The sequence below is a fragment of the Aliiroseovarius sp. xm-d-517 genome, from assembly GCF_013283135.1.
Lineage (GTDB): Bacteria > Pseudomonadota > Alphaproteobacteria > Rhodobacterales > Rhodobacteraceae > Aliiroseovarius > Aliiroseovarius crassostreae.
Map to the genome: position 1 here is coordinate 1,710,602 of NZ_WBXT01000001.1, position 18,157 is coordinate 1,728,758.

The 18,157-nt window shown below is 58.4% G+C and carries 16 protein-coding genes and 1 tRNA gene; 7 read left to right on the forward strand and 10 right to left on the reverse strand.

Annotated elements, in window-relative coordinates:
- Nucleotides 1-219: 219 nt before the first annotated feature.
- The 7 genes from nusG to XMD517_RS08310 form a co-directional block, all read right to left on the reverse strand.
- Nucleotides 220-756, reverse strand: a complete 537-nt coding sequence (gene nusG / locus XMD517_RS08280; protein ID WP_055187874.1) for a transcription termination/antitermination protein NusG — start codon at nt 754-756, stop codon at nt 220-222.
- Between the two features lie 219 nt (nt 757-975).
- On the reverse strand, nt 976-1,167 hold the full coding sequence (gene secE, locus XMD517_RS08285) for a preprotein translocase subunit SecE (RefSeq protein ID WP_173485866.1): 192 nt from the start codon (nt 1,165-1,167) through the stop codon (nt 976-978).
- Between the two features lie 149 nt (nt 1,168-1,316).
- A tRNA-Trp gene (locus XMD517_RS08290) sits at nt 1,317-1,392 on the reverse strand.
- Nucleotides 1,393-1,742: 350 nt separating this feature from the next.
- Complete coding sequence (gene tuf / locus XMD517_RS08295; protein ID WP_173485861.1) at nt 1,743-2,918, reverse strand: elongation factor Tu; 1,176 nt, start codon at nt 2,916-2,918, stop codon at nt 1,743-1,745.
- A 198-nt stretch (nt 2,919-3,116) separates the two neighbouring features.
- Nucleotides 3,117-4,373: a M48 family metallopeptidase gene (locus XMD517_RS08300; RefSeq protein WP_173485867.1), complete on the reverse strand. Its 1,257-nt coding sequence runs from the start codon at nt 4,371-4,373 to the stop codon at nt 3,117-3,119.
- Nucleotides 4,370-5,557 (reverse strand): DUF898 family protein, encoded by a 1,188-nt coding sequence (locus tag XMD517_RS08305; RefSeq protein WP_176031283.1) that lies wholly within the window; start codon nt 5,555-5,557, stop codon nt 4,370-4,372. The genes XMD517_RS08300 and XMD517_RS08305 overlap by 4 nt, the downstream gene beginning before the upstream one ends.
- 3 nt (nt 5,558-5,560) lie before the next feature.
- Entirely contained in the window at nt 5,561-7,894 is a 2,334-nt protein-coding gene (locus XMD517_RS08310) for a DNA topoisomerase IV subunit A (RefSeq protein WP_173485869.1), read from the reverse strand.
- Nucleotides 7,895-8,018: 124 nt separating this feature from the next.
- Between XMD517_RS08310 and XMD517_RS08315 the strand changes: the two genes are divergently transcribed.
- The 7 genes from XMD517_RS08315 (at nt 8,019) to XMD517_RS08345 (ending at nt 13,462) form a co-directional block, all read left to right on the forward strand.
- Nucleotides 8,019-8,576 carry an SH3 domain-containing protein gene (locus XMD517_RS08315; RefSeq protein WP_173487799.1) on the forward strand — a complete coding sequence of 186 codons (558 nt, stop codon included), beginning with the start codon at nt 8,019-8,021 and terminating at the stop codon, nt 8,574-8,576.
- 311 nt (nt 8,577-8,887) lie between these two features.
- Nucleotides 8,888-9,718, forward strand: coding sequence for an SDR family NAD(P)-dependent oxidoreductase (locus tag XMD517_RS08320; protein WP_173485871.1), 831 nt, complete (start codon nt 8,888-8,890; stop codon nt 9,716-9,718).
- A 222-nt stretch (nt 9,719-9,940) separates the two neighbouring features.
- Nucleotides 9,941-10,144: a twin transmembrane helix small protein gene (locus XMD517_RS08325; RefSeq protein WP_055187853.1), complete on the forward strand. Its 204-nt coding sequence runs from the start codon at nt 9,941-9,943 to the stop codon at nt 10,142-10,144.
- Nucleotides 10,144-10,716, forward strand: coding sequence for a cob(I)yrinic acid a,c-diamide adenosyltransferase (locus XMD517_RS08330; RefSeq protein WP_173485872.1), 573 nt, complete (start codon nt 10,144-10,146; stop codon nt 10,714-10,716). Before XMD517_RS08325 ends, XMD517_RS08330 begins: the two co-directional genes overlap by 1 nt.
- Before the next feature lie 108 nt (nt 10,717-10,824).
- A complete protein-coding gene (locus XMD517_RS08335; RefSeq protein WP_173485873.1) occupies nt 10,825-11,595 on the forward strand; it encodes a hypothetical protein in 771 nt (256 codons plus the stop codon).
- Nucleotides 11,596-11,774: 179 nt separating this feature from the next.
- The gene (locus tag XMD517_RS08340; RefSeq protein ID WP_055187837.1) at nt 11,775-12,533 is read left to right on the forward strand and encodes an electron transfer flavoprotein subunit beta/FixA family protein; all 759 of its coding nucleotides are present in this window, start codon (nt 11,775-11,777) and stop codon (nt 12,531-12,533) included.
- Nucleotides 12,533-13,462 (forward strand): electron transfer flavoprotein subunit alpha/FixB family protein, encoded by a 930-nt coding sequence (locus XMD517_RS08345; protein WP_173485874.1) that lies wholly within the window; start codon nt 12,533-12,535, stop codon nt 13,460-13,462. Before XMD517_RS08340 ends, XMD517_RS08345 begins: the two co-directional genes overlap by 1 nt.
- 69 nt (nt 13,463-13,531) lie before the next feature.
- Here XMD517_RS08345 and XMD517_RS08350 read toward each other — a convergent pair whose 3' ends face one another.
- The 3 genes from XMD517_RS08350 to XMD517_RS08360 all read right to left on the reverse strand — a co-directional run bounded on the left by XMD517_RS08350 (nt 13,532) and on the right by XMD517_RS08360 (nt 18,115).
- Entirely contained in the window at nt 13,532-14,359 is an 828-nt protein-coding gene (locus tag XMD517_RS08350; RefSeq protein WP_173485875.1) for a DUF6473 family protein, read from the reverse strand.
- Nucleotides 14,360-14,769: 410 nt separating this feature from the next.
- A complete protein-coding gene (locus XMD517_RS08355) occupies nt 14,770-17,169 on the reverse strand; it encodes a methyl-accepting chemotaxis protein (RefSeq protein ID WP_173485876.1) in 2,400 nt (799 codons plus the stop codon).
- Between the two features lie 82 nt (nt 17,170-17,251).
- On the reverse strand, nt 17,252-18,115 hold the full coding sequence (locus XMD517_RS08360; RefSeq protein ID WP_254449671.1) for a lysophospholipid acyltransferase family protein: 864 nt from the start codon (nt 18,113-18,115) through the stop codon (nt 17,252-17,254).
- Between the last annotated feature and the right edge of the window lie 42 nt (nt 18,116-18,157).

The following is an 18,157-nucleotide window of genomic DNA, read 5'->3' on the forward strand; positions in this document are numbered from 1 at the left end:
CGGGATCCGGGACGCGATGGGTGCCGATACACCGATCACGGACAGGACGCAAGTGATTCCGGGAAAAACCGGGTGGGAAATGAAGTCAGGCACTGCACAGCCTGCCCTACCGACCCCCCAATGAAAAAGGCAGGTGTCGCCACCTGCCTCGTAAGTCTTGTTCGTCTGCCCACGACAAACCTGGTGCAAACCAGATGCAAGCCAGACGCCGCTGGCCGATCAGGCCTGTTTCGACACCTGAGTGTATTCCAGTTCCACCGGGGTGGCGCGGCCAAAGATCGAAACGGAAACCTTAAGGCGCTGCCCGTCCTCGTCCACCTCTTCGACAGTGCCGTCAAAGCCTTCAAACGGACCGTCGGTCACATTGACCTTCTCACCCACCTCAAAGCTGATCAGCAGTTTCGGCGCCTCGGCATTGCCTTCTTCGGCACGTCCCAGGATACCTTGCACCTCTGCATCGCGCATCGGCATCGGGCGGCCCTGCGGACCAAGGAAGCCGGTGACGCGGTTGATCGAGTTGATCAGGTGATAGCCCTCATCCGACATTTCCATGTGAACCAGAACATAGCCCGGCATGAAGCGGCGTTCCGAGGTCACTTTCTTGCCGCGGCGCACTTCGATCACTTCTTCGGTCGGCACCAGCACTTCGTCGATCTGGTCCTCGAGACCCTTCTCGATCACTTCCGAACGAATCTGTTCGGCGATCTTCTTTTCGAAGTTCGACAGCACACTTACCGAATACCAGCGTTTCGCCATTTCAGCCTCGTCTCAATATCATCACGTTGGGGCGGAAACCGCCCATATCCTCCCGTCACCGCCTTCACCTGCGGGGTCAGACGACCGGGAATAAAAAAGCGGCGTGCAACTTGATTCGCCGCACGCCCCTATCGGTTATTGCGCCCGGACTACCCGTGAAATCAAGGGAATTCAAGGGGGCGCCCGAAGTTTCGCAGAACCAAAGGTCCGGCGAAACGATCAGCTAAACATGCCCAGAGCAGCGGTCAGTGCGCTGCGGATCCCCAGATCCACCAGCGAAAAGAACAATGCGGTCAGCGAGGCCAGCACAAAGACCATAGCCGTGGTCAGCAGCACCTCACGGCGGCTCGGCCAGACAACCTTGGAAACCTCAGCGCGCACTTGCTGGATGAATTGAAGCGGATTGGTCATGTTTTCTCTCAGACTTAAAGGGTCAGGCGGTGAAATACGCAAAGCGTGCGGGATTTTCAAGCCCACCCGTGCACAGAGGGCGCAATTGCCTGCATCACAGCGCGAGATCACAGCGCGAGGCAGGTTGAAACACCACCAATGAAGGGAAATGGCAGGGGCAGCAGGGTTCGAACCCGCGACCTACGGTTTTGGAGACCGTCGCTCTACCAACTGAGCTATACCCCTAAGGCCGGGTGTTGGATTACGACAAGTCGAACGGGGGTGCAAGGGGGTGCGCGCCGAAAAAGAAACTGTCCATGAAAAAACCGGACAAGACCGTCTATGGAACCGGAGCATACATCACGGAATGTTGGCACAAGCCTTCAATTTCCAACCCCGGCACATGCGCAGCACGGGCCACGCCCTACCCTCGAGGGGGCAGGGGTGGCCCTTCTGTGATGCCCAACCCGTTGTGCTCAACGCGAAAAGGGCGCCCCAGGGGGCGCCCTTTCCACTTATCTGTTGATTGGCTTTCGGCGATTTGACGTCGTCAGTTCACCTGTCGCCCAGATCAAATTTCCCGAGGAAATTTAATCTTACTCAACGATTTTCGACACAACGCCGGAACCAACGGTGCGGCCGCCTTCGCGGATGGCGAAGCGCAGTTTTTCTTCCATTGCGATCGGGGCGATCAGTTCAACGTTGAACTTCAGGTTGTCGCCCGGCATCACCATTTCGGTGCCTTCCGGCAGCTGAACGGTGCCGGTCACGTCGGTGGTGCGGAAGTAGAATTGCGGACGGTAGTTCGCGAAGAACGGGGTGTGACGGCCGCCTTCTTCTTTGGTCAGGATGTAGACCTCAGCTTCGAACTTGGTGTGCGGGTTAACCGAACCCGGCTTACACAGAACCTGACCACGCTCAACTTTCTCACGGTCGATACCGCGCAGCAGAACGCCAACGTTGTCACCAGCTTCACCGCGATCCAGCAGTTTGCGGAACATTTCAACACCGGTACAGGTTGTGGTCTGGGTGTCTTTCAGGCCAACGATTTCGATCGAGTCGCCAACGTTGATCACGCCACGTTCCACACGACCGGTCACAACGGTACCACGGCCCGAGATCGAGAACACGTCTTCGATCGGCAGCAGGAAGTCACCGTCAACCGGGCGATCCGGGGTCGGGATGTATTCGTCAACAGCGGCCATCAGCTCACGGATCTTGTCTTCACCGATTGCGTTGTCACGGCCTTCCATGGCGGCCAGCGCGGAACCCGCGATGATCGGCATGTCGTCGCCCGGGAAGTCGTATTCGTTCATCAGTTCACGAACTTCCATTTCAACCAGCTCAAGCAGCTCTTCGTCGTCAACCTGGTCAACTTTGTTCATGAAGACAACCAGAGCAGGCACACCAACCTGGCGGGCCAGCAGGATGTGCTCGCGGGTCTGCGGCATCGGGCCGTCAGCAGCGTTCACAACCAGGATACCACCGTCCATCTGGGCGGCGCCGGTGATCATGTTCTTCACGTAGTCAGCGTGACCCGGGCAGTCAACGTGGGCGTAGTGACGGTTCTCGGTCTCATACTCAACGTGAGCGGTCGAAATGGTGATCCCGCGGGCTTTCTCTTCCGGCGCGCCGTCGATCTGGTCGTAGGCTTTGAAGTCACCAAAATACTTGGTGATCGCTGCGGTCAGTGTCGTCTTGCCGTGGTCAACGTGACCAATGGTGCCGATGTTTACGTGCGGTTTACCGCGTTCAAACTTTTCCTTAGCCATTACGCCTTGCCTTGTACTTGGAGGGACCGAAACAGCCCCTTAGGTTCATCATCGCGCGCTCGTTACTTGGTTGAGGCCGGAAAATCAAGCCTTCCCTGCATTCATCCGTGCTGAAAGCCGAAACTGTTGAGACAGGGTGTCAGCCAATCCGCCTTTTTTCACGGGATCGTCGGCAAAAAGAGGTGCATTACCGCAGGCTTACTTATGCTTGAACTCCTGTTGCCGACCGGTTGCTTCGTCACCGGTTGCTTCCTCAATGCCCCGCTCCGGGGTCTCTGCCCCTTCATCCGCATCGCCATCCGTTTCGTCATCCGTTTCATTCAAGGGCTCATAATCCGTGCCCTCCTCGCGGCAGATCGCCTGCAATCCGCGCCATTCCTCCGGCGTCAGGGAGGGGGTGTATTGTGTATCCGCCGCGACCGCAGCCCCCGCCGCCAGGATCCGTTTTTCGAGCTGCGGGTGGGAACTCAGATGCGCCATCAACCCTTCGGCGTCCCCATATTCTTCCTTCAACCGCTCGAAAAAGCTGCCCAGCGCCGCGGGGGAAATCCCTTCGCGCGTCAACACTTGATGGGCGTATTCATCCGCCGCGGTTTCTGCCGCCTGGCTATAGCTGGCATTGATCAGCTGGTTGGCCATAAACAGCACAATTGTTCCGCCTGCGAAATCACCAAAGAGCAGCCCCAGCACCCCGATCGACCCGGCCGACCGCAACGCATCGCGGGTTGGGTCCCGGTTCACCACATGACCGATTTCATGGGCCAGAACCGCCGTCACCTCATCTGGATTGCGCGCCTCGTCAATCAGGCCACGGAACAGAATCACATGCCCCCCCGGCAGGGCAAACGCATTGACCAGATCGTGGTCGAACACATGGATATCCACCGGGTATGGCAAGGCCTCTTCCGGCAGCAGACGATCCCGCAGACCGGTCAGCGCGGCATGACCTTCAGGACCCTGACAGGTGCGCACCTCAAGATCCGCCTCCCCCAGCACCTCGCGAATCTGCGCCAGCGTGCTGTCGCCCAGCGCCTTTTCGCCATCAGGCGGCAGGATTTCGGCCAGTTGCGCCGCCATCAGCGGCACCAGCACAAAGATGATCGCCGCAACCGAGGCCACCGCGCCCGAGGCCCAAAGTGCAAGCCTGCCGAGGGGAAGTTTTGTCGCGCGCCTGCCCAGCGCGGGCGCAGAGCGGCGCACATGGTCGACAAGCTCTGCATCGCGCAGGAACAGACGCGAGACCATGTCCCCTTTGCAAAACAGAACAAGCCCGTCCCGATCCGCCTGATCCCGCAGGGCGCGCAACTCGGCCCAGGGCCAGAACAGGGGGGCGCCTTCCGGCAGGTGCAGTTCAAGCCCGGTCGGTGCCCGCCGCACCCCCACGCGCGTCAGGACTGCGCGATGACCATGGGCAAAATCGGCAAAGCCATCGAAGTTGATAGGGGTCTCACTCATATCGCGGCCCCCACATCAAGCGCATCGGCAAAGCCTTCGGCTTCGGCAAATTCATCCCGGTCCCGCTGGCGGATCTGGCGCAGCTGGCCGGGGTCGATCAACTCGGTCACTTCGGCGAAGTGACGCGCGAGAGGCAGGGCAAAGATGGCCTGTGAGGCGGCACCGGTCACCAGGAAAATCGTGAAATAGGCCCCAATCAGAAGCGGTGCGGAGACGGCCCCCATCGCGCCCAAATTCTCCAACTGTTCCAGCTGCTCCGGGTCCATCAGGTCGGCCCCACCAAGAAACAGGAAGGCCAGCGTGGCCAGGATCACCATCAGCCCGGTCAGCACGATATTCAGGATGACCCCGCCCAGAAGATAGATCCCGAGAACGCGTCCCGCGCGTGGTCGGGCGCGAAAGCCCAGGGTGCCAAGCTTCTTGGCCTCGATCAGCCGCCGGAAACTGTCAGCTTTCCAGAAGGCCCAGCCATAAATTGCCCATGGGCTGGTCAGGGCCAGCAGGGTAAACCACCAGGGATTGTCAAATGCTGCGACCATACCAATCGCCACCACGCTGAGGATCACCGGGTAATAGACATGTTTCATCGCCCCGTAGAGCAGGAAACGCCCGCCCCCCTGTTCAAGCCGCTGATCCCCGAAGAAGCTGCGATGGGTGAGGTATTTTTCCAACCATAAGCGGGTGAGCGGGAAGCTCAGCCCCAGGGTCACGATGCTCAGCCCCCAATGCACCATGGCGCGCCAGGAATAGCCCCAGGCGCCTTCGTCCATCCCGAACCGGATCCCGCGCCAGCGGGTGCGCGCCAGCACATAGCGGCGCGCGCGATAGGCGGCAAAGAAGTAAAGCGGCACCAGCCCGACAAAGCTGAGCGCATAGGCGGCCTCGTTGCCCTGAAACAGCGCGAAGCTGAAATACATCAGGAGCAGGTTCACGATGCCGATGTAAAACGCCATGATCACCACCGCGACCAAAAACCCCATCAGCTTTTCAATCGGGTCGCCCACATATTCCAGCGGCACCCCACCGGGGCGGATTGCGCTCCAGAAATAGCGCCGGATCCGGGTGCGTGCCCAAAAGCGATAGATGCCCAGCGTCAACACGGTCAGAAAGCCGGTTTTCAGGGCCAGGAAAAACAGGGGCATACCGCGCCCCGCGTAGGAAACTGGTAAGATACGGGGCGCCATGGGTCACTCAAACTTGTTGTTGCGGGGGAAACCGTGTGGCGGGGCTTTGCCCACCCCTGCCCGTTTGCCAAGCCAGGGCGACAGGTCGGTTTCGGTGCGGGTGCGTTCCCCCGCGGCGGGCCAGGACAGACCCTCTTCAAGGGAAAAGCTCTTGATGTCGGACAGGCCGCCATCCAGTTCAAGCACCCCCTGTTTGCCACGGGCGGAATTGTATTTCTGCAGGCGGACCCCCTTGCCACGGGTCATTTCGTTCAGCTCATCCAGAGGGAAGACCAGAAGCTTGCGGTTTTCCGACACCACCGCAACGTGATCCCCGGTCACCGGCACACAGACCTGCGCGTGGCCCTCGCCCACATTCAGCACCTGTTTGCCGGTGCGGGTCTGGGCCAGAACATCATCCTCATTGACCACAAAGCCGTTGCCCTCATTCGAGGCCACAATCAGCTTGGCACCCGGGCGGTGGATGAAGAGGTCAACAATCTCGGCCTCGTTGGGCAGATCCACCATCAGGCGCAGGGGTTCGCCCATGCCACGCCCACCGGGCAGGTTGGCCGCCGACAGGGTGAAGAACTTGCCATTGCTATCAAACACCAGCAGCCGGTCAGTGGTTTCCGCGTGGAAGATGAAACGCGGCCCGTCGCCATCTTTGAACTTGAGGTCACGTTTCAGGTCGATATGGCCCGACATGGCGCGGATCCACCCCATCTTGGAGCAGACCACGGTAATCGGTTCGCGTTCGATCATCGCCTCAAGCGGCACGTCCTCGACCTCGGCCGCTTCGGCAAACTGGGTGCGCCGCAGACCCCCTTCGTGATCCTTGCCAAAGGTCTTTTTCGCCAGTTTCAACTGCTCGGCAATCTTGTCCCATTGCAGATCTTCCGACGCGAGCAGATCCTCAAGCCCCGCGCGCTCTTCCATCAGCTTGTCGCGTTCCTTGACCAGCTCAACCTCTTCCAGACGGCGCAAGCTGCGCAGGCGCATATTCAGGATCGCCTCGGCCTGCACCTCGGTCAGTTCGCCTTCGCCGGGGGCGGGCGGGACGTAATCCGCCTCGGACATGGCACGCGGGAACGTGCCCCCCCAGACCTCGCGCATCAGGGCGGCCTTGGGGTCGTCGTCATAGCGGATGATGTCAATCACGCGGTCGAGGTTGAGAAAGGCAATGATGAAGCCCTCAAGCACCTCAAGACGGTGGTCGATCTTGGCCATCCGGTGGCGCGACCGCCGCCCCAACACGTCACGCCGGTGATCGAGAAAGGCGCGCAGCACCTCTTTCATCGAGCAGACCTTGGGCGTGACCCCGTCAATCAGCACGTTCATATTCAGAGAAAAGCGGGTTTCCAGATCCGAATTGCGGAACATCATGTTCATCAGCAGCTCGGGATCCACGTTTTTGGATTTGGGTTCCAGAACGATTCGGATGTCATCTGCGGATTCGTCACGAATATCCGCCAGAATCGGCACTTTCTTGGTCTGGATCACCTCAGCGATCTTTTCGATCAGCTTGGATTTCTGCACCTGATAGGGGATCTCGGTGACAATGACCTGCCATTGACCGCGGCCCAGATCCTCGATCTCCCATTTGCAGCGCAGCCGGAACGACCCGCGCCCGGTGCGATAGGCGTTGGCGATGTTTTCGCGCGGCTCGACAATCACGCCGCCAGTGGGGAAATCCGGGCCCGGAACGTAGTTCAAAAGCGTATCATCGCGCACATCCGGCACCTTGATCATGTGCAGGCAGGCGTCGATCAGCTCTGAAATATTATGCGGCGGGATATTGGTGGCCATGCCCACGGCGATGCCAGCGGCCCCATTGGCCAGCAGGTTCGGAAACTCTGCCGGCAGCACCACCGGCTCGGTCAGGCGCCCATCGTAATTGTCCCGAAAATCAACCGCGTTTTCATCCAGCCCCTGCAACATTGCCTCGGCGATGAAGGTCATCCGCGCCTCGGTGTAACGACTGGCTGCCGGGTTGTCGCCGTCGATATTGCCAAAGTTGCCCTGCCCGTCGACCAGCGGATATCGCACGGCAAAATCCTGTGCCAGACGCGCCATCGCATCATAGATCGCCGCGTCGCCATGCGGGTGGAAATCCCCCATGGTATCCCCTGAAATCTTGGCCGATTTCAGGAACTTGCCCGTAGAGGACAGCTTCAGACGTGACATCGCGTAAAGGATGCGGCGATGCACTGGTTTCAGCCCATCGCGTGCATCCGGCAGCGCGCGGTGCATGATCGTCGACAGCGCGTAAGTAAGGTAACGTTCACCAATGGCCCGGCGCAGTGGCTCGGAAATCGACTGGCTCTTCTCGTTGTGATTTTCGGTCAAATCTGTCATACTGATTGTGTATCGAGTGCTGAGGTAAGGGTAAAGCTGCTTAAGGGGAATGACGTCATACTTTCCCCGTAACCTTTTTTAAAGCGCATTGTAGTAATTCACCCAAATTGTTGGGGGGCATGTAATGGGTATTTTCAAACTGACTTTCTTGACCGTTGGCACCTTGGGGCTGGCCATGGCGCATTTTGGACGCGACGAAGGCCTGCCAGCCGATCGTCTGGGCCTTGAGCCAAGCATAGAAGCGATCACAATCGAGCCGGTTTCGGCATCTCTCAAGACCGCGGCCTTTATTGCCCCGACAGCAATTGCGGCAGACCCGGTCCCCGCTGCCGTGGTAACGAAAGTCAAACCAAAAACAAAAATCACCCCTCCGGATCCTGATAGCGAAGTCGGCCGGGCGATGGCTGCCGCGCGTGAAATGGCAAAAACGGCTGAGGCTGAAATTGTCAAAGTTGCCGCTGCCGCGCAGATCTCTGGCACATCTGCCTCGAAATTCGTGAACGCCAGCGCCGTGAACCTGCGTGCCGGTCCCTCTACCCGCCACGGCAAACTGGGCCGTGTGACACGTGGCATGGAAGTGCTGGACATGGGTGTCGCGGCCCCGGGCTGGACCCAGATCAAGGTCATCGAGACCGGCCAGCGCGGTTTTATGGCGACTAAATTCCTGTCAGCCAGCCGCTAAAGCGTCCCGCCTTATACCTGAAGCAGGGATAAGGTAGGGCGCTGCGCAACATACGAGCGTTTTGCGCGTTCCGCCACAAAGCGGCCTTTCAGGTTTTTGGCGGAACGTTTTGATACCAAAATTGGAAGACCTGCCTCACGAACGCTGTTGGAGTTTAAATTTTTCAACGCGTTACGTGATGTGCGGCAGGTCCCCTTGATCCAGTTGCGCCATGCCGGGAGGGGGCGGGCTCCTCCCAGACGTCCCTCTTGTCGGAAAATTCAACTGATTTTCTGTTGACGCGGGTCCCCCGTCCTTGCCAACTCTCCCTCATGACACAGAAATCCCTGCTTATCACCGGATGCTCGTCGGGCATCGGATATGACGCGGCGCATTGCCTTGCCAAACGCGGCTGGCGCGTCTTTGCCACCTGCCGACAGCAAAAGGATGTCGAGCGCCTGAACGAAGAAGGGCTGGAGAGCCTGCAACTCGACTATTCCAGCACCGCCTCAATCGAGGCGGCAATGGACGCCGTGTTGACCCGCACGAATGGCCACCTTGATGCGCTTTTCAACAACGGGGCCTATGCCATTCCCGGCGCGGTTGAGGACGTGCCGACCGACGCCCTGCGCGAAATCTATGAGGTCAATGTTTTTGGATACCATCACCTGACCCGTCTGGCGCTTCCCGTGATGCGCGCGCAAGGCCACGGGCGCGTGGTCAACAACTCCTCGGTGCTGGGCCTGACCGCCCTGCCCTGGCGCGGCGCCTACAGCTCAACCAAGTTCGCCCTGGAAGGGCTGACCGACACGTTGCGGCTGGAAATGCGCGGCACCGGGATCCATATCGCACTGATAGAACCCGGCCCGATCACAACCCGTATCCGCGAAAATTCCCGAGCCCCGTTTGAGCGCTGGATCGACTGGGAAAACAGCGCCCGCGCGGGCCTTTATCGCAAATTGCGCACCCGGCTTTATGATGACAGCGGCACGCCTGACCGGTTCGAACTGCCCCCTTCTGCTGTCACCGAAAAACTGATCCATGCATTGGAACACCCCCGTCCCCGCCCACGTTATTACGTGACCCGCGCCACCCATATTGCCGGGACGGCCCGGCGATTGATGTCGACGCGGATGCTTGACCGGGTCACCCCGAACGGCTGAACAGAAAGGGGCGCTGCCCCTCGCCGCCTGCGCGGCTCACCCCGGGATATTTGCAGCAAGAGGAAAAGAGCAACTGCCATCTTCCTCTTGCCTGAAATATCCTGGGGTGAATTGCCCCCATACGGGGCAAGAGGGGCGAAGCCCCTGACGGGACACGACAAACGCCCCCTCGCTTTTTACTCAGGTGCGCGCTATCCAATTGCCAGTCAACAGGAGATCCAGATGTTTGAAGATCCGCTTTTTGTCCTTGTCGTCATTGCTGTGGCCGCTGTGCTGATCATCCTGCTGATGGGTATTGGCACATTCGGCGCGGGCGGGAAGGTGGCACAAAAGCATTCCAACCGCTTCATGCGGTACCGGATCTACGCACAGGCCGTGGCCATTGCGCTTATTCTCCTGTTCATCTGGATGAGAGGAGGCAACTGATGGTCGTTCTGAACAAGATATACACGCGCACGGGTGACAAGGGTGAGACCGCGCTGGGGGATGGCACGCGGCGGGCCAAACATGATCCGCGCGTGAGTGCTTATGGCACAGTGGATGAGACCAACGCGGTGATTGGCTTGGCCCGGCTGCATGCCGGAGGCGACGTGGACACCGCCCTTGCCCGCATCCAAAACGACCTGTTTGATCTTGGTGCCGATCTCTGCCGCCCAGAGATGGCCAAAGACGCCGAGGCCGAATATCCGCCGCTGCGCATGGCGCAAGAGCAGGTGGATCGGTTGGAGGCGGAGATCGACGTGATGAACAAGGCACTCGATCCCTTGCGCAGCTTCATCCTGCCCGGGGGGTCCGCCCTCGCCGCCCATCTTCACATGGTCCGCACGGTCAGCCGCCGCGCCGAACGCCTTGCGACAGAGCTCGCCAGTGTCGAAGACGTGAACCCGGTCGCCGTGAAATACCTCAACCGCCTGTCCGACTGGTGCTTTGTGGCGGCCCGCATGGCCAATGACTGTGGCAAGGCAGATGTGCTCTGGGTGCCGGGGGCGAACCGCTGAACGCAGCGTCGTGCCCGGTGGACATTGCGGCGATCGGACGGGTGGAGCCGGGGCCCGCAGGGCGGGGGAAAACAGGTAACTTCTTTCATTTCCGAGTGATTTCAAAAGATGTTTTTCAAGAAGCGACGGTTGATCGCAGATCATGAAGCGAAATGGATCGCAGATCAATTTTCCTGGTTTTTCCAGCGGTTTGATCACAACTGGTTGCGAAGCCGCAGATTGATTCTGCCCACGTCCAAGTTCTTCTCCGCAGCAAAAGGCAATGACCACAACACTGCGCTTGCTGTCTTCGCGGAAATCAAATCCCATATGGGCCTAGGCGATGACTGGCCCTGCGAACTGGAGGCGCAGGAGCCCGCACCGATGCCGCAGGCCGTGGCTGACTCAGTCCTCATTCAACCCGGTGCAAGCCCGATCAACGGCACGTTTCGAATGACGCAAACCGGTGGCTTGATCACCTATGACCCCGACCTTTTGGCGTCCCCCAAGGCGTTCATCGCCACAATGGTGCATGAGCTGTCACATTACGCGATCCTCACCCAGCCTGCCCGGGCGGAATGGGAAACCGAACCGATGCTTGAGGAACTGGTCACGGATCTTTTTGTGATCGCCTCGGGGTTTGGGATCTTCAAGATTGAAAGCATCACCAACGCCTCGGCCTTTCAATCTCCTTTGGCGCAGGGTTGGAGCATCTCTCATGCCGGTTATATTTCACCCGAGCTGGCAGCCGTGGCATTGGCATTTTATCTGAGGCTGAACGATCAAGACCCTGATCTGGCAAAACCTCACCTGTCCGGGCTCAATCAGAAACGCCTGACCCGCGCCCTGCACCAATTGGACCGGGATGCAGAGCTGCTTGATGCTGCCTCACCAAGATAAATGAAAGATTTGGGGCATGTCGCGAAACATTCTCGTAAAGAATCTCCCCCAAAAACAAAAAACGCGGCGTCCTTGGGACAAGACGTGACGATTTTGCGCTGTTTTTGACGGCCACGACTCGTTAAACGTGTCGCGAGAGCATGACCGCCCTTCGGGGCATAACTGGGAGAGACACGCCAATGAAGGTGCTTGTACCTGTTAAGCGCGTGATCGACTATAATGTGAAAGTTCGTGTAAAAGCGGATGGGACCGGTGTCGATCTTGCCAACGTGAAAATGTCGATGAACCCCTTTGACGAGATCGCCGTCGAAGAGGCCATTCGCCTGAAAGAAGCCGGCAAGGCAGAAGAGATTGTGGTCGTTTCGATCGGCGTGAAGCAAGCTCAGGAAACCCTGCGCACGGCGCTGGCCATGGGGGCGGATCGCGCCATCCTGGTTGTGGCAGCCGAAGATGTGCATCAGGATATCGAGCCGCTGGCCGTTGCCAAGATCCTGGCCAAAGTTGTTGAAGAAGAGCAGCCTGGTCTGGTTCTTGCCGGCAAACAGGCCATCGACAATGACATGAACGCCACCGGCCAGATGCTGTCGGCGCTCCTGGGCTGGTCGCAAGGCACCTTTGCCTCCGAGCTGGACATCGACGGCGACAAGGCTGTTGTGACCCGCGAAGTGGACGGCGGTCTGCAGACCATCAAGGTCAACATGCCGACCATCGTCACTGTCGATCTGCGCCTGAACGAGCCGCGCTATGCGTCGCTGCCGAACATCATGAAGGCAAAGAAAAAACCGCTGGACGAGAAAACCGCCGCCGATTACGGCGTTGACGTGTCGCCCCGTCTGGAAATCGTCAAGACCGAAGAACCTGCTGCCCGCGCCGCTGGCATCATCGTGGGTTCGGTCGACGAACTGGTTGAGAAACTCAAAGAAGCGGGGGCTGTATAATGGCTGTTCTTCTTCTCGCAGAAGTCAACAATGGCGAACTGGCGCTGGACGCCACCGCCAAGGCCGTCACCGCTGCCAAGGCACTGGGTGATGTGACCGTTCTGGCCGCTGGAGGCACCGCCGCCGCCGCCGGTGAAGCCGCCGCCAAGATCGACGGCGTGGCCAAAGTGCTGGTTGCCGAAGACGCATCGCTGGGTCACCGCCTGGCCGAATCGACCGCCGCGCTGATCGTATCGCTGGCTGGCGATTACGACCACATCGTGGCCCCGGCCACCACCGACGCCAAGAACGTGATGCCCCGCGTGGCCGCTCTTCTGGACGTAATGGTGATCTCGGACGCAACCGAAGTGGTTGACGGCGACACCTTCGTGCGCCCGATCTATGCCGGCAACGCCATGCAGACCGTGAAATCGTCGGACGCCAAGAAGGTCATCACCTTCCGCACCTCGACCTTTGACGCGGCTGGCGAAGGCGGTTCGGCGGCTGTCGAAACCGTGTCCGCTGCGGATAATCCCGGCCTGTCCGAATGGGTTGAAGACAAGGTTGCCGAAAGCGACCGCCCCGAGCTGACCTCGGCTGGCGTTGTCGTATCCGGTGGCCGTGGCGTTGGCTCGGAAGAGGATTTCAAACTGATCGAAACCCTCGCCGACAAGCTGAACGCAGCCGTTGGCGCCTCGCGCGCAGCCGTTGACTCGGGTTATGCTCCCAACGACCTGCAGGTCGGTCAGACCGGTAAGGTTGTCGCCCCCGAGCTGTACATCGCCGTGGGTATTTCGGGCGCCATCCAGCACTTGGCTGGTATGAAAGACTCGAAGATCATCGTTGCGATCAACAAAGACGAAGAAGCACCGATCTTCCAGGTGGCTGACTTCGGTCTGGTGGCTGACCTCTTCGAAGCGGTTCCGGCCCTGACTGAAAAACTCGGCTGATCAAGCGTTCAAAGCAAATAGAAAGGCCCGCCACTTGGCGGGCCTTTTTTGATGCACAGCTATACCCTGTCAGGGATGCGCGCGAATGGAACTGACCAGCGCATCAGCGGCAAGGTCATGGGCAACAGCCCCCAGCATGCACTGCGCAGCCGCCGCGTCCATTTCCGGGAAAACCAGATCCTCACGCCCAATTGTGATATCCTGCGACGAAACTTTCACCTCGACAATGTCCTGCACAAAGGGGCGCACCTCGTTGATCATGTCCTCGTCCACCATTGCCGGGTCCGGCCCAAGCACACCATGTGGGCAGGTTTCCGAAATGGCGCGTTCAGAAAGCCACAGCAGGATCAGCGGACTTTCGATGCGTGCCACCAGCGATTTCATGCGCCCAACCCATGCTTCCTTCAGCTCCATTTCGACCATGGCAAATTTTTCTGCAGAAATCTCCTGAAGGGTCTGCAGCATATGGCGCGTAAAGTTGAACTCGGTAAAATCAACCTCACGATAAATCGCTTTCAGCAGGTTGGATGCGCGCAGGAAGCGGTCATTGCGACGGGGATGGACAGCATAGAACCGGTTAGACAGGTTCACCGCACCGGGCACCTGAAGAACCGTCCTCTTTGCATGGTTGCAGGCGTCCAGAATGGTCTGATCATGGGCAAACACATCGACCCCTGCATTCATGCATCCAAAATTGACAACCGGCATTCCCAACAGACCTTCCATAAGGTCCGGATAGGGATATTGCACAAATTTCCCGTAAGTTTCACTTCCCCCGAGGGCCGCTACATACGCACCATCCAGCGAACGCTGCGGTCCGCGAAACAAAATCTTCGACGCCCCATAACGGCATGGAAAATACTCAAGCGACGCTTCGCCAAGGCTTTGATAGGCCATTTCACCCACTCCATTTTTTCACCCAAGGAGGAGATTCGCCCAAAGCTCTTGAAATTTTGCTAACCTGAGAATTCGATCTAAACTGGTAACCAGATATTAAAACATCTCGGGAAAACCGGCGCCCCGGACCAGCCTTTATGAAATCAGCCTGCCCAAACGATGACTATGTGGCGCAGCGGCGTATCGAACAGATTGAGTGCGCACCGCTATCCTTGTTTTGACAACATCTCACATGTCCCAACGCAACACCTGCCCCCGGTATCGGAGCTGAGAGAAGCGTGCAGCAATTGCCATCCTTCGTGCAAAGGCCCCCGCATCATTGGTGAAATCTCCCAGCCTGCCACCGCCCTCAAAGTGGAGATCACGCACAGGTGCACGTGCCCATCACCACCCGATGGATGATGTGCTGGTTACGCGGCTTTGGTGGGTTTCTGCCCCTCACTTTGGGTCTGAAAACGCTCCGCAATCCTGAATGTGGCAATGACCCCATCCAGATTTTCAGTTTCCATACGCAGTGACACACCACTGGAACTCGCCTGTTCGAACATGGCCGCGTTCTGCTGCGTAACCTGATCGAGCTGCTCTGCTGCGACAGTGATTTCCTGAATGCTCACCGACTGATCCGCCGCTGATTTTGCAATTTCGTCGATCCGATCGACAATGTCGGAAACCGCGTCCGCAATGGACTGAAGCGCAGCACCGGTTCGGTCTACCATTGCCACACCACGGTCCACTTCTTCCTCGCTGCGGTTGACCAGTTCGGAAATCTCTCCTGCCGCCCTGGAAGACCGGGCAGCCAAGTCACGGACCTCAGACGCGACAACAGCAAATCCCCGGCCAGCTTCACCTGCACGGGCGGCTTCGACACCTGCATTCAATGCGAGAAGGTTGGTTTGGAACGTAATGTCGTCGATCAGCCTGATGGCCGCTCCTATCGCGCCGGAGGAGGTTTGAATTTCACGAATGGCGGAGACTGTTGACTGCACCAGCTCATTTCCCGAGCGGACTTTATCATTGGCTGACATCGCAGCGGCGTTCACCTCAGCTGCCAGACCTGCCGTGCCTGTGACCGACTGCGACAGGGTTTTGATGGCAGAGGTGGTTTCTTCAAGCGTTGCCGCAGCACGTTCCGTGCGAATGGCGAGGTCCTGGGTCGCACCGGCGATTTCCTGAGTAGAGCCGCTGATCACCATTCCACTGTCCCGCACCCGCGCAAAGCTGGCTGAGAGACGGTTAATGGACGAGTTCACCTGCGCTTGAATTTCTGCAAACACACCATCGTAATCACCGGTCATCTGATACGTCAGGTCACCTTCTGCCAATGCCGCAAGCGCATGGCTGATCTGGTTCAGACCTTTTTCTGTTACATCACACACCCGGTTCAGCCCGGTCCCAATCTCGGCAAAAGCGCCCTCCATCTGCGTAGGATCCAGCCGCTGGTCGAACTTCCCCCAGGCACAGGCGTTGACAACGGTCGCGATCTCTTCGGCAACCTGCATTTCACGTTGCAACTGGTCTTCACGCTCCTGGACAATTTGGCGTTCGCGCTCAGCATCCTGACGCGCCAGTTCCGCTTCTCGCTCCTGCTCGCGACGCTGCATCTCAATACGTGCTTCGCGTTCCTTTGCTTCACGGATGGCCATAGCGCGACGTTCGAGGCTGTTGTGTCGAAACACATCCAACGTGGCCATGACCTCTCCAAACTCATTTGCCTGAACAGGGGGCAACTCTATCTCGAGATTGCCATCGGCGAGCTCTCGGGCGGTTGCGACCAACCGACTGAAACCTCGGCGGATCTGCCCTGCAAAATAGACCGATATCATCAGCGCAAGACCGATTGCGCCAAGCGATGCCAGCACAAGCACGATAAGGCGCTGATCTGTGGCGCCCTTTTGTTGCGCCATCAAAACCTGCAACTCATCCGATATCAAATTCTCAATGTTTTTCAATTGATTGATACGTTCCGTCTGGAGGTTAAAGAAATCCCCTCCGGTGAAACCACCCAGATTTCCTGCGCCTTCCTGCGCCAAGGCGATATTCCGCATCCGCTCCACTTTTTGAGCCACCTCGGACGCCTGCATCTTTTCATAAGCCGCGAGAGCGGCGGGGGTGGCCATGAAACGGAAATTGCCGAAATTGACGGCTTGCGCTTCGATCAATCCCTTCAACCGGGCGGCCCGCTCAATATCGAAGTGACCAGCGGCGAAGCCACCGGAGCCCACCGCCCGCTCGATCCCCGCGGCTTCCTTTCCTTTGAGAAGATGCACGAACGCCAGGGTCTCATCCGCAATGCGTTTATCATCGCTGATCAAAGAAACGCGCTGCACCAGATCCAGCATGTCGGTGTTGAGATTTGTGTAGAGCGCGATGGCGGATTTGGCGGAGATCGCAAGCTGATCAACCTTTTCACGTGTCGAAGCGATATCCTGAAACCATACCTGATAGCCGGAAAGCCGGTCCCAGAATGCAGCATCAATTGCGCTGAGATCGCTTTGCGCCACAAAGGTCAGAAGCTCGGCATGGCGTGAATCTGTCTTTAGGCGTTGGTCTGCAAGCTCCTGTTTGAATTCCTTGCCACCGGAGGACAGAAATACGGATGTCGCCCCACGCTCTTTCTGCTGCTCATGCACGGCCTGCGTGATCAGTGCAATTGGTGAAATCAGCTGACTGAGTCTGTCCAACTGCCTTGCTTCATTCACTTTTTCCAGAACTAGGATGGTAGAGAACGCCAGTGCCACAAGCAACGGGACAACGGGAACGAGGAAAATGGCACGCGAAACTTTCAGGTTACCAAAGTCAAACACGGTCATATCTGGACGGCCTCCGAAACGAGAGTTTACCGTCCTAACTAGGGGGAAGGTCTGACTTTTCCCTTAACTTCCCTGCGTCCGGTCAGCGTTTCAGGTTCAGGGTATGGTCGCGCAACCAGGACATGAAGCCGCGCGGATCCTCAGACAACATGGCCATCTGCGCCTCGGTCAGAACAGGTCCGACAACCGGGCGCTGCGGCTTGTTGCAACTTTTGACAATCTCGCGCAACAAAAGCCCCTGACGCAGCGTCGGGGACAGGCGGTTGGCGATCTGATACCAGCGCGAATTGGCACCGGGGAAATAAATGGGCACAACCCTGGCCCCCGAGCGGCGGATCAACTGGGCGGTAAACACATTCCAGTCCCGTTCGACCGGTGGCCCCCAGAGCGTGTCACTGGACGCGACGACACCGGAAGGAAACAGCGTCACAAGCCCACCTTCCTTCAGCCACTCCATTGTTTTTGCGCGCATTTCCACCATCTTGCGTTGCGCTTCAGGATCATGGGGAAAGGGCACCGGGATCATGTAGCTCGACGCGACTTCGTCAATCCCATCCAGAACCGACCGGGTCAGAATACGGTAATCATCGCGCCGTTGCCCAATCAGCTGAGCAAGCACCATTCCATCCACCAGCCCGTGCGGGTGATTGGCAACCACCACAACCGCCCCATCCAGCGGGATATGCGCGAGTTCTTCGATGGGGGTCTGAACATCAATTCCCATCACGTCAAGGCAGGCACGCCAAAAGGCCTGCCCCTTGGGAACCCCCTGCTTTTCGACCTTGCGCACCATCCGGATGATCGCAAGCTTTCCGGTCATCCATTCAATGGCCCGGATGGCCACCGCCTGCAGCGGGTTGTTGAATGAATTTGCGTATGTCAGACCGCGACGGTCGTAATGGGCCTGCGCCCCGTCATCGTCATATGCGTCTTGATCAGAGGTCAAACAGGATCACCATTGGTTTTTGAACACATCCGAAGGAATGCG

What these genes read in the sequence shown, in the direction of transcription:
- nusG (WP_055187874.1), bottom strand. Translation starts at nt 756, where the DNA reads ATGGCGAAACGCTGGTATTCGGTAAGTGTGCTGTCGAACTTCGAAAAG.
- secE (WP_173485866.1), bottom strand. Translation starts at nt 1,167, where the DNA reads ATGACCAATCCGCTTCAATTCATCCAGCAAGTGCGCGCTGAGGTTTCC.
- tuf (WP_173485861.1), bottom strand. Translation starts at nt 2,918, where the DNA reads ATGGCTAAGGAAAAGTTTGAACGCGGTAAACCGCACGTAAACATCGGC.
- XMD517_RS08300 (WP_173485867.1), bottom strand. Translation starts at nt 4,373, where the DNA reads ATGAGTGAGACCCCTATCAACTTCGATGGCTTTGCCGATTTTGCCCAT.
- XMD517_RS08305 (WP_176031283.1), bottom strand. Translation starts at nt 5,557, where the DNA reads ATGGCGCCCCGTATCTTACCAGTTTCCTACGCGGGGCGCGGTATGCCC.
- XMD517_RS08310 (WP_173485869.1), bottom strand. Translation starts at nt 7,894, where the DNA reads ATGACAGATTTGACCGAAAATCACAACGAGAAGAGCCAGTCGATTTCC.
- XMD517_RS08315 (WP_173487799.1), top strand. Translation starts at nt 8,019, where the DNA reads ATGGGTATTTTCAAACTGACTTTCTTGACCGTTGGCACCTTGGGGCTG.
- XMD517_RS08320 (WP_173485871.1), top strand. Translation starts at nt 8,888, where the DNA reads ATGACACAGAAATCCCTGCTTATCACCGGATGCTCGTCGGGCATCGGA.
- XMD517_RS08325 (WP_055187853.1), top strand. Translation starts at nt 9,941, where the DNA reads ATGTTTGAAGATCCGCTTTTTGTCCTTGTCGTCATTGCTGTGGCCGCT.
- XMD517_RS08330 (WP_173485872.1), top strand. Translation starts at nt 10,144, where the DNA reads ATGGTCGTTCTGAACAAGATATACACGCGCACGGGTGACAAGGGTGAG.
- XMD517_RS08335 (WP_173485873.1), top strand. Translation starts at nt 10,825, where the DNA reads ATGTTTTTCAAGAAGCGACGGTTGATCGCAGATCATGAAGCGAAATGG.
- XMD517_RS08340 (WP_055187837.1), top strand. Translation starts at nt 11,775, where the DNA reads ATGAAGGTGCTTGTACCTGTTAAGCGCGTGATCGACTATAATGTGAAA.
- XMD517_RS08345 (WP_173485874.1), top strand. Translation starts at nt 12,533, where the DNA reads ATGGCTGTTCTTCTTCTCGCAGAAGTCAACAATGGCGAACTGGCGCTG.
- XMD517_RS08350 (WP_173485875.1), bottom strand. Translation starts at nt 14,359, where the DNA reads ATGGCCTATCAAAGCCTTGGCGAAGCGTCGCTTGAGTATTTTCCATGC.
- XMD517_RS08355 (WP_173485876.1), bottom strand. Translation starts at nt 17,169, where the DNA reads ATGACCGTGTTTGACTTTGGTAACCTGAAAGTTTCGCGTGCCATTTTC.